Genomic DNA, 10286 nt, shown 5'->3' on the forward strand with positions numbered 1-10286 from the left:
TCAACTCCGGTACCGGGCGGCTGGCCTACTCGCTGAAGGCGGGGGCGGTGCGTCCGGCCAACTTCAAGGGCGGCGGCGGGTCCCGCTCGGCGGGCAAGGACGGCGGCGCGGCTGCCAAGGACGCTGCCTGATGGGGGGCGGGCGCATGTCGGCGCTGTCGCTGCCCATCGACGGCGCGGCCTCCTCCGAGTTCAAGTCGTTCCGGGCGCGTACGCCGCTGTTCACCGTCTCGGCGGGTCGGGTGCTGGTCACCCTTACCCTTCCCGAGCGGCTCAACGCCGGGGATGTGGAGTTCGCGCGGGGACTGGCCGAGCAGGCGGCGGCGTACGCGGTGGAGGTGGAGCGGCTGTACCGCTCGGGCCGTCGTCCCTCGCCGGGCTCCTCGTCGGGGCGGTCCTCGTCGGGGAAGGGGGCGGCTGCCTGATGCGTCCCTACAGCTTCACCACGGTCACCGTGGAGGCGGACGGAACGGCCAAGGTCGGGGTGAGCATGCACCCGGACGAGGAGATGCGGATCTACTGCACGCCGGGCCGTGACCGGGCGCAGATCTCGGTGATGCACGCGCGCGCCGATGTGATGATCGGCCCGACGAACCCGACCGCTCCGACCGCCGGTGACGTCCAGATCGCCCGCCAGCTCGCGACCGCGTTCGCGACCTACGCGGCCGAGGTGGAACGCCTTCACTGAGTCGCCATCCTCGACGGCGACTCGGGCGAGTCCGGTGGGGGGCGTGCGGCGTGAACGCGCTCGGCATGCTCGCCTTCGTCCTCGTGGTGCTTACCGGTGGCGGTGGGCTCGGGCTGCGGCTGCTCATGGACGTCGGTGAACGGCGCCGGTCGGTGCGGTGGGCTCACGCCCTGGCGCGGTTCTGCGGCGACTCGGGTTGCGGGGTGTGCCGGTCGCGGTCGCTGTCGGCCGAGGTCCCGCGCATCGCCCCTAGTTGATCTAGGTGGGGCGGCTGGAGGTCGCATCTCCGGCCGCCCCGCTTCTCTCGCTCTCCCACAGCTTTCAAAGAGAAGAGGTGTCCAGGTTATGGCCTGGGAGTTCCGCAAGCTCGGCCCCGGGGACAACGTCGCCGTTGAAGCCCAGCGTGACCCGTTCGCCGCCCCGAAGTGGGCGCCTCCGGTGTGGCACATGCCCGAGGGCCTGGTGCTGCTCGTCAACCTCGTCCGCGCGCTGGTGCGGACGGTCGTGTTCCTGGTCCGCAACATCGTCCCCGTCTCGGCCGTCGCTGGTCTGGGCTGGCTCGGCGTCCGCTTCGGATGGCTGGTCCCCGTCCTGGTCCTGGCACTCGTCGCGGTCGGCCTGTCGGTGTGGGCGGGGGTGGACCGTCCGTCCTTCGTCCGCTGGATCGCTCGTCCCGCCCGTGCCCGCTGGCGCCTCGTCGCGGTGTACCGGCGGGACTGGCAACCTGTGCTCGTCACGGCGGGTCTGACCAAGGTGCACAAGGGGCGGGAGTACCTGCCCTCCCTCGTGCGGGTCCGCTGCGGTCCGACCTCGGATCGGGTGCTCGTCCGGATGCTCAAGGGGCAGGCTCCGGACGCGTGGGAACGGGTCGCGGTCAACCTCGCGCACGGCTTCGGCGCAACCCTGGTCCGGGTCCGGGACGGGGACCGTCCGGGCCGCATCTGGCTGGAATTCGTCCGCAAAGATGCCCTCTCCGTCCCGATACCGGCGCTGCCCGTCCCGGACGGCTCCGCGGTCGACCTGTCCGCGCTCCCGGTCGGACGGTGTGAGGACGGGGCGCCGTGGCGGCTGCGGCTCCTCGGTACGCATGTGTTGATCGCGGGGGCGACGGGGGCCGGCAAGGGCTCGGTCATCTGGTCGACCATTCGCGCGCTGCTGCCCTGGATGCTGTCGGGGCTGGTGGAGGTGTGGGCGGTCGACCCCAAACGCATGGAACTGTCCTTCGGGCGGGCGCTGTTCGAGCGGTACGGGCGCTACAGCGACGACCCCAAAGGCGGCATGGTCGAGCTGCTGGAGGCCGCGGCCGTCGACATGAACGCGCGCGCCGAACAGTTCGCCGGTGTGACGCGGTCGTTCACGCCCTCGCATGAGCACCCGTTCCGGGTCGTCGTGGTGGATGAGCTGGCGTTCCTGACCGCCTACTGCCCCGAACGTGATCTACGCAAGCGGGCCGAGTCGGCGCTTGCTGTGCTGACCTCGCAGGGCCGTTCGGTGGGGTATTGCGTGATCGGTGCGCAGCAGGACGCCCGTAAAGAGGTCAACAATCTGCGCAACCTGTTCCCCGACCGCATCGCGCTGCGGCTCGATGAGGACGAGCAGGTTGACATGGTGCTCGGCGATGGTGCCCGCGACCGTGGCGCACTGGCCGATCAGATCTCGTCCATCCCTGAGATCGGCGCGGGTGTGGGCTTCGTCCGCCTCGAAGCCTCCCCTGACCCGGTGCGGGTGCGGGCGGCCTACGTCTCCGATTCCGATATTCGCGACATGGTGGCGCTCGGCCTGCCCGATGTGGAGGCGGCGTGAGACAACCCACCCTCGACGGCTCCGAGGACACCCCGTCCTCGTCGGCCGAACCCGGTCCGGAACCGGTGGTCAAGGCGCTGGCTCCGCTGGCGCGTGGGGTGCTGGAAGCGGTCGCGGTCGAACACGGCGTCTGCGTCCGGCCGGTGCCCATGCGGCGGGTCGACCTGAACACGGGCGCGGCCGAAATGGTCTACGTCCCGTGCGGTCACACCCTGGCCTCGGTCTGCCCGTCGTGCGCTGAACGCAAGCGCAAGCTTCGCGCGGTGCAGTGCCGCCAGGGCTGGCACCTGGCCGAGGAACCGGTCATCACACGGGCTGACCCCGACGCCGAGCAACGGGCGTGGATGGAACTGCGGGCGCAAGCGGCGGCGGCTCGGGACCGTGCCGGGCTGGAGGGTTCGGCGGACGGGGAAGGGCCGGAGTTCTGGGATGCCGTGGTGCGTGACCTGGACAACGAGCTTGAACGGACCGGGGTCCGCGGTTCCCTCAAGACCGGTGACGACACCAAGGGTCGGCGCACTCGGTCGACTCGACGGCGCCAGGATGCGCCCGACCTTCCTCGGCGTCCGGTCGACTCCCGCACGGTCGGCAAGGTGTTCCGAGGGACGGACGGCAAGACCTTCCGTCCCTCGCTGTTCCTGACCCTCACCTTGGACTCCTACGGGCGGGTCCGGGGTGACGGTACGCCGGTTGACCCCGAGTCCTACGACTACGCGCGGGCTGCCCGTGATGCCCTGCACTTCTCCAAGCTGGTTGACCGGTTCGTGCAGAACTTGCGCCGGTTCGTCGGCTACGACGTGCAGTACTTCGCGGCCGTCGAACCGCAACGGCGGCTCGCTCCGCACCTGCACATGGCCATACGCGGAACGATCTCGCGGGCTGAGCTGCGGCAAGTGGTGGCGGCCACCTATCACCAGGTGTGGTGGCCTCCGACCGACCGCGTCGTCTTCGATGGGGAGCACCTGCCGGTCTGGGATGAGATTGCGGGCGAGAATGGCAGCGGCGGCTACTTCGACCCGGCCACCGGGGAAGTGCTCCCTACGTGGGATGAGGCGCTGGATGCCCTCGGCCAGGACGAGGACGCCGAACCCCTGCACGTGGTCCGGTTCGGGCGGCAGATCGACGCTCAAGGCGTCCTCGCCGACTCGGCCGACTCCCGGCGCTGCATCGGCTACCTGACCAAGTACCTGGTCAAGGGCGTCGCCGAATGCCACAACGCCGAGACAAGTGCGCAGCGTGAACACGTCGACCGGATGGCCGAAGCCCTGCGCTACGAACCCTGCTCGCCGACGTGTGCGAACTGGCTGCGCTACGGCGTGCAACCCAAGAACCCGCGCAAGGGCATGACGCCGGGCTACTGCAAGGGCAAGGCACACCGCCGTGAGCATCTCGGCTACGGCGGCCGCCGCGTCCTGGTCTCCCGCAAATGGTCCGGCAAGACCCTCGCCGACCACAAAGCCGACCGTAAGGCGTGGGTGCTCGCGCGGCTGGCTGAGGCCGGTGTGCCGGTGTCGAACCCGGCCGACCCGAACGCCGTCCATGTCTGGGAGAGAGCCGGCCCCGGTGACCCCGACGTGAAACCGGCCGAACAACGGCTCTTGCTGCTGATCAATGAACGCATCCAACGGCGGCGGCAACTCGACCAAGCAACCCACAACCCCACTCCAGAACTTTCGGCAACTGCGGAGGCGGCGTGAAGCGCAGTGAGTTGATGACCACTCAAGAAGTGCTCGCCGAACTGGGCGGGAACGTGGATCGGAACGTCTTCTACCGCTGGCGCTCCACCGGGCGGGCTCCGGCCGGGCTCAAGCTGCCCAACGGCGAACTTCGCTTCCGGCGCGCTGACGTCCTCGCCTGGATCGACTCTCTTGAGCAAGGGGGCGCGGCGGCATGATGTCGTATCAGGTGCGGTTCTGGTCCATCAAGACCGTGAAGAATCGCCGTCGTCCGTTCGGCGTCCGCTGGATCGTGGGCGGGCAAGAGAAGTCGGAATGGTTCGTCACGAAGACCCTGGCTGAGCACTTCCGCTCGGAACTCGTCCAGGCTGCTCGCCGTGGTGAAGCCTTCGACACCGTAACGGGCCTCCCCGAGTCCAAGCAACGGACGCACAAGGCGGGGTCCTGGTACGACCACGCTCGGGCGTACACCGCTCGCAACTGGTCGGGCAGTGCGGCCAAGACTCGCGCGACCGTGGCTGACTGCCTGGCCTCGGTCTCGCGGGGCCTGATCCTGGACGAGCGGGGGACACCCGGCCCTGAGACTCTGCACCGCGCTCTCGCAACCTGGGCGTTCAACCGGCAACGCACCGAAAAGCAGACGCCTCCGCCAGAGATCGCGGCTGCCCTTGCCTGGCTCGCCAAGAAGTCCGTCCCGCTGGCCGACCTGGAAGACCCGGCCGTCCTCCGGAACGCCCTCGACGGAATGGCGGTCAACCTGGACGGAAAACCGGCGGCGCCCAAGTCGGTCACGCGGCGGCTCTCGGTGTTCCGCTCCTGCCTGGACTACGCCGTTGAACTCAAAGTCTTTTCGGCAAATCCGCTCGGCGGTGTCCGGTGGGAGGTGCCCAAGACGGCGGGCCAGGTCGACCCTCGACAGGTGCCCAACCCTGAGCAGGCTCGGGCGCTGTTGGCTGCTCTCCCGGTCGTCGCCCCTCGTGTGGGACGCCACCTCTATGCGTTCTTCGCCTGCTTGTACTTCGCGGGCCTCCGTCCCTCGGAAGCGGTCGCGCTGCGCCTGGATGACTGCGAACTTCCGGCAACCGGCTGGGGCCGTCTCCTCCTGGCGGGCTCAAGCCCAGCATCGGGGAAACAGTGGACCGATGATGGCCAGTACCACCAAACCCGCAGTCTCAAGGCGCGCGCTGACGGGGTGAAGCGTCCGGTACCGGCCTGCCCTGAACTGGTCGTCATCTTGCGTGCCCATGTCGACGAGTTCGGCGCGGCCGAGGACGGTCGGTTGTTCCGCAGTCAACGCGGGAACCGTCTCGCGCCGGTCAGTTACGAATCCGTTTGGCGGCGGGCTCGTGAACACGTTCTGACCGCTGCCCAGCTCGCCACGCCGCTCGCTCAACGGCCGTACGACCTGCGCCATGCGTGCCTGTCGCTCTGGCTCAACGGCGGGGTGCCGGCGGCCAACGTGGCGGCTCGTGCCGGGCACTCGGTGGCCATGCTCCAGAGCACATATGCTCACTGCATCGACGGTGACGAGGAGATCATGAACCGGCGCATTGATGCTGCGCTGGGGGCTCCTCCTACCCCCGTCGCGGAACGCGCGGAACAGACCGTCGTTCCCCTGCCTCACCCTGGTGCCCGTGTTCCGCGATCGTTCCGCGACTACCGACGGACGATCACACACAGTGGATCACGGCGACACACCCGTGAGGCTCCCGAACGAGGCTCCGACGCAGGTGGGAACGGGTCCGGGCAGGTAGATGAACCTTCCCCTGGTCGGGATGTGTGGCGCTTGCACTCGGCAGGGTAGAGTGCTAAACAAACGGTTGGCACTCTGCTGTGGAGAGTGACAACTTCACAGTCTGGGTCGGGGCGATGAGGCCTCAGTCCGGCGGCGGAATGGCAGTCGTCGGCGGGGGCCGTCCGTCGCGGGCGTCGGCTCGATCCGTCTAAGCCACCTTGTTCCGGGAGGACTGGAGCCTATGGCTGCAAAGATGATCGCGTTCGACGAGGAGGCCCGCCGGGGTCTCGAGCGCGGCATGAACCAGCTGGCCGATGCCGTAAAAGTGACCCTTGGTCCGAAGGGTCGCAACGTCGTGCTGGAGAAGAAGTGGGGCGCCCCCACGATCACCAACGACGGTGTGTCGATCGCCAAGGAGATCGAGCTCGAGGACGCGTGGGAGAAGATCGGCGCGGAGCTCGTCAAGGAGGTCGCGAAGAAGACCGACGACGTCGCGGGTGACGGCACCACCACCGCGACCGTGCTGGCCCAGGCGCTGGTGCGCGAGGGCCTGCGCAACGTCGCGGCGGGCGCGAACCCGATGTCGCTGAAGCGCGGCATCGAGGCCGCGGTCGAGCGGGTGAGCGAGGAGCTGTCCAAGCTCGCCAAGGACGTGGAGACCAAGGAGCAGATCGCCTCGACGGCGTCCATCTCCGCGGGCGACCCGCAGATCGGCGAGATGATCGCCGAGGCGATGGACAAGGTCGGCAAGGAAGGCGTCATCACGGTCGAGGAGAGCCAGACCTTCGGTCTGGAGCTCGAGCTCACCGAGGGGATGCGCTTCGACAAGGGCTACATCTCGCACTACTTCGTGACCGACCCCGAGCGGATGGAGGCGGTCCTCGAGGACCCGTACATCCTGATCGTTCAGGGCAAGGCGTCGGCCAACAAGGACCTGCTGCCCGTCCTCGAGGGCGTCATGCAGTCCGGCAAGCCGCTGCTGATCATCGCGGAGGACGTCGAGGGCGAGGCGCTGGCCACCCTGGTCGTCAACAAGATCCGCGGGATCTTCAAGTCCGTGGCCGTGAAGGCCCCGGGCTTCGGCGACCGCCGCAAGGCCATGCTGGGCGACATCGCCACGCTGACCGGCGGCCAGGTCATCAGCGAGGACGTGGGTCTCAAGCTGGAGAACACCACGACCGACATGCTGGGCCGCGCCCGCAAGGTCGTCATCACCAAGGACGAGACCACCATCGTGGACGGCGCCGGTGACGCCAACGAGATCGCGGGACGGGTCAACCAGATCCGCACCGAGATCGACAACACCGACTCCGACTACGACCGCGAGAAGCTCCAGGAGCGCCTGGCCAAGCTCGCGGGCGGTGTCGCGGTCATCAAGGCCGGCGCCGCGACGGAGGTCGAGCTCAAGGAGCGCAAGCACCGCATCGAGGACGCCGTCCGCAACGCCAAGGCCGCGGTCGAGGAGGGCATCGTCCCCGGCGGTGGCGTGGCGCTGCTGCAGGCCGGTACCAAGGCGTTCGACAAGCTGGAGCTGTCGGGCGACGAGGCCACCGGTGCGAACATCGTCAAGCGCGCTCTTGAGGAGCCGCTGAAGCAGATCGCCGTGAACGCCGGCCTCGAGGGCGGCGTCGTGGTGGAGCGGGTCCGCAACCTGAAGCCGGGTGAGGGCCTGAACGCCGCGACCGGCGACTACACCAACATGTTCGAGTCGGGCATCCTCGACCCGGCCAAGGTGACCCGGTCCGCGCTGCAGAACGCCTCGTCGATCGCCGCGCTGTTCCTGACCACCGAGGCCGTCATCGCCGAGAAGCCGGAGAAGAACCCGGCCCCGGCGGGCGACCCGTCCGGCGGCATGGGCGGCATGGACTTCTGAGGTCCTTCACTTCGGTGAGCCCAAAGGGGCGGTCCTCCGGGGCCGCCCCTTTTCGCTTTCATGATGCGCCACGCCCTCCTGATCCTGAGGCCCCGTGAGCGGCTTTTCAGCCCCCTGCGCTGCGTGGACGAGTTGCGGTGCGACTTGCGGCCTGTTCCCGCTGACAAGATCTTCGACGGCTACGGCACGCTGTTTCCGACCGCGGGAATCGTGGCATCTCGTGACGGTGCTCAGCGGAGGGTGCGGACCCCGCGTCGTTCAGGTCGGCAAGGGATGGAAGGGTGCCGCCACCGAGGTAGTGACGACCGCCGACCGGTATTCGGCGGAGATCTTCCGACCGTTCGCCGATCTGCTCCGGGCGCTGGTGCCCGCCGTCCCGCTCGCGATCGGCCTGATGTTGGACGAGAGCAAGAACTGGCCGATCAAGTAGCCGCGCGTCCGGGCGGAGGGTGCCCGGACGGGGAGAAGGGTGTGTCTTCGGATGGGCGCCGCCGTCCGAGTCCGGTGAGGTCAGCCTGGGTGTGGACGTTCCGCCAGCGGGTTACGGGCCGAGGGCATAGAGCGAAAGACTTTCCCTTCCGGGGCGGAGCTTGGCAGGATCGCCCGTTGGACACCCCATACAAGGGTGCGCAGTCATGGACAGTGAGGCGGTCCGCGCATGCGGCCGATGAGGCAGGAGAACACGTGACCGAAGTGTTCAGCTCCCCGGTGCTCAGGATCGAACAGCCGCGCAGGGGCCCGTTCGCGAAGTCGCGGTACAAGGTGATGGACGGCGACGGAACCGTCCTCGCGATCGCCGGCCAGACGAACGACGAGGGCCGCGCCGAGATGCGGAGCCTGTTTCCCGGCAAGTCGAACCTCGACGCACGAGCGGTCCTGCTGACCACGCCCGACGGTGAGCCGGTGCTGATCGTGGACAAGCAGAGCGGCCGGGAGTACACCGAGATTTTCCGGCCGGACGGAGAACGGGTCGGGTCGTTCGTCACCGAACGCGTCGGGCGCCGCTACGTCATCTACGACGACGACGGCACCCTGATCGGCGCGGTGGACGTCGATGTGCCGCGCAACAACTTCGAGGTGAAGGACGCCGACGGCGGCAAGGTCGCGCATGTGCGCAAGAAGTGGGCCGGGCTGGCCACGCACCTGCTGACGACGGCGGACAGGTATGCGGTCGAGATCTCCGATCCGGTCCGGGAGCCATTGCGGACGATGGCCGTCATGACCGCGATCGTCATGGACATGAATCTGCACGAGGCAAAAGAGATCACCTGACCGTGGTCCCTTGCCCGGCGCGCCGTCGGCGCCTGATGCCGCGACGGAGCTCCCGCGGACTTCACCAGGGAATGCCGATCGCCGCATCTTGTCGCTGGAGGACGCTGCGGTGGGATGGGTCTTCACGGCCTCCGCGGGGCGAGGTACCTTCCGTTCGTGCAGGCCATGCCGGGACGAGCGAATGGCTGGTGGATCTCGCCGGCCATCCCGACCATCGCGAACTGTGCGCTGGCCGCGCTCTGGTTCTTCTCCGCGCTCGGCGGCTGGGGCGACGCCGCCTTCTGCGGCCAGGATGACCGGCACGATCCGGGATGCGGTGCCGGTTTCGATGACGCGGTGAGGCTTTCCTCTCCGGTCGCCGTCCTTGCCGCGGCCGTGGCCGTCTCCGCGTGGGCCCTGCACGGTATCCAGCGCCGGCCTGGCCGGTTGGACGCGTTCCTGACCGTCGCGGCATTCGTCTGGGTTCTCGCCTAGGCGGTTCTCTTCGTCGGCGGATACCTGGCCAAGCCGTGAGGGCGGCCGTTCATGCGACGTTGCCAAAATGAGATATTCGCTGCTTGGATGGCGCTGCAGATGCGGTCGATGTGGGGTGAACTCGGGCAAAAGTCGAGGTAGATCGAGTCTCGTAGCCTGTGTCGACCGGCGGGCCGGACGGATCCGAGGCGATCCGTCCCCGCGAGCTGGTTTGACGTCGCTCCTCCGTGGGCATACCGTTTACTTCGCCCCACGGGGTGCAGGACGTCTAACGGCGGCCGGCCCGAGGGGAACCCACCTACGAACCAGCCGATGCGGCTTCGTCGCGTCTGCTGTGCCGTGCGGTGGCATCGGAAAGGCTCGGTTTTGACAATCGGGCAGGATCTGATGAAATAGCTCCACCGCTCCGAAGGTGCCGCGCAAGCGGCATTGGACGGGCGTTATCGGAGAAAGCCGAAATTGACAGGCCGGCCGGATCCGATAAAGTAAGACGAGTCGCCCCGGGGCGGGAAACGCGAAAGCGGATCCGGCACGGTGGGTGTCCGTTTCTTGAGAACTCAACAGCGTGTTAAAAGCTAGTGCCTTTATCGGCTCGGCCAGTTGGCCGGGTCGCCCCGTGGCCGTCCTTCTTTTGGGGGATGGTGGGGATTTCTTTGAGGCAATGCGCGACTCTTTGGAGTTGTGCTTTTGCTGGGATTTTCTTCGAGGTTTGGCCGGCTGGGGTTCGCCCCCTGGCTCGGTCGTTTGGACCTTAATGGAGAGTTTG

11 protein-coding genes are annotated in these 10286 nt (G+C 68.0%); all 11 read left to right on the forward strand.

Annotation, left to right across the window (positions count from 1 at the left end; genetic code table 11):
• The first annotated feature begins 130 nt into the window (after positions 1-130).
• The 11 genes from HUX53_RS33060 (at position 131) to HUX53_RS33110 (ending at position 9520) form a co-directional block, all read left to right on the forward strand.
• Complete coding sequence (locus HUX53_RS33060) at positions 131-424, forward strand: hypothetical protein (RefSeq protein ID WP_176407139.1); 294 nt, start codon at positions 131-133, stop codon at positions 422-424.
• Positions 424-687, forward strand: a complete 264-nt coding sequence (locus HUX53_RS33065) for a hypothetical protein (RefSeq protein ID WP_176407140.1) — start codon at positions 424-426, stop codon at positions 685-687. The genes HUX53_RS33060 and HUX53_RS33065 overlap by 1 nt, the downstream gene beginning before the upstream one ends.
• A 50-nt stretch (positions 688-737) precedes the next feature.
• A complete protein-coding gene (locus tag HUX53_RS33070) occupies positions 738-944 on the forward strand; it encodes a hypothetical protein (protein ID WP_176407141.1) in 207 nt (68 codons plus the stop codon).
• An 88-nt stretch (positions 945-1032) separates the two neighbouring features.
• Positions 1033-2490, forward strand: a complete 1458-nt coding sequence (locus HUX53_RS33075; protein ID WP_255205882.1) for an FtsK/SpoIIIE domain-containing protein — start codon at positions 1033-1035, stop codon at positions 2488-2490.
• Between the two features lie 65 nt (positions 2491-2555).
• On the forward strand, positions 2556-4187 hold the full coding sequence (locus tag HUX53_RS33080; protein WP_176407142.1) for a replication initiator: 1632 nt from the start codon (positions 2556-2558) through the stop codon (positions 4185-4187).
• Positions 4184-4384, forward strand: a complete 201-nt coding sequence (locus HUX53_RS33085) for a helix-turn-helix domain-containing protein (protein WP_309237546.1) — start codon at positions 4184-4186, stop codon at positions 4382-4384. Before HUX53_RS33080 ends, HUX53_RS33085 begins: the two co-directional genes overlap by 4 nt.
• On the forward strand, positions 4381-5970 hold the full coding sequence (locus HUX53_RS33090) for a tyrosine-type recombinase/integrase (protein WP_176407143.1): 1590 nt from the start codon (positions 4381-4383) through the stop codon (positions 5968-5970). Before HUX53_RS33085 ends, HUX53_RS33090 begins: the two co-directional genes overlap by 4 nt.
• 172 nt (positions 5971-6142) lie before the next feature.
• Complete coding sequence (gene groL, locus HUX53_RS33095; RefSeq protein WP_176407144.1) at positions 6143-7774, forward strand: chaperonin GroEL; 1632 nt, start codon at positions 6143-6145, stop codon at positions 7772-7774.
• A 220-nt stretch (positions 7775-7994) separates the two neighbouring features.
• A complete protein-coding gene (locus HUX53_RS33100; protein ID WP_176407145.1) occupies positions 7995-8204 on the forward strand; it encodes a hypothetical protein in 210 nt (69 codons plus the stop codon).
• Between the two features lie 254 nt (positions 8205-8458).
• Positions 8459-9046 carry a phospholipid scramblase-related protein gene (locus HUX53_RS33105; protein WP_176407146.1) on the forward strand — a complete coding sequence of 196 codons (588 nt, stop codon included), beginning with the start codon at positions 8459-8461 and terminating at the stop codon, positions 9044-9046.
• A gap of 156 nt (positions 9047-9202) precedes the next feature.
• On the forward strand, positions 9203-9520 hold the full coding sequence (locus HUX53_RS33110; RefSeq protein WP_176407147.1) for a hypothetical protein: 318 nt from the start codon (positions 9203-9205) through the stop codon (positions 9518-9520).
• Positions 9521-10286: the final 766 nt, after the last annotated feature.

It is taken from the genome of Actinomadura sp. BRA 177, from assembly GCF_013372625.1.
Lineage (GTDB): Bacteria > Actinomycetota > Actinomycetes > Streptosporangiales > Streptosporangiaceae > Spirillospora.

Bases quoted from the DNA above. Each gene is read 5' to 3' on its own strand.
- HUX53_RS33090 (WP_176407143.1), top strand. From the start codon at position 4,381: ATGATGTCGTATCAGGTGCGGTTCTGGTCCATCAAGACCGTGAAGAAT.
- HUX53_RS33075 (WP_255205882.1), top strand. From the start codon at position 1,033: ATGGCCTGGGAGTTCCGCAAGCTCGGCCCCGGGGACAACGTCGCCGTT.
- HUX53_RS33065 (WP_176407140.1), top strand. From the start codon at position 424: ATGCGTCCCTACAGCTTCACCACGGTCACCGTGGAGGCGGACGGAACG.
- HUX53_RS33060 (WP_176407139.1), top strand. From the start codon at position 131: ATGGGGGGCGGGCGCATGTCGGCGCTGTCGCTGCCCATCGACGGCGCG.
- groL (WP_176407144.1), top strand. From the start codon at position 6,143: ATGGCTGCAAAGATGATCGCGTTCGACGAGGAGGCCCGCCGGGGTCTC.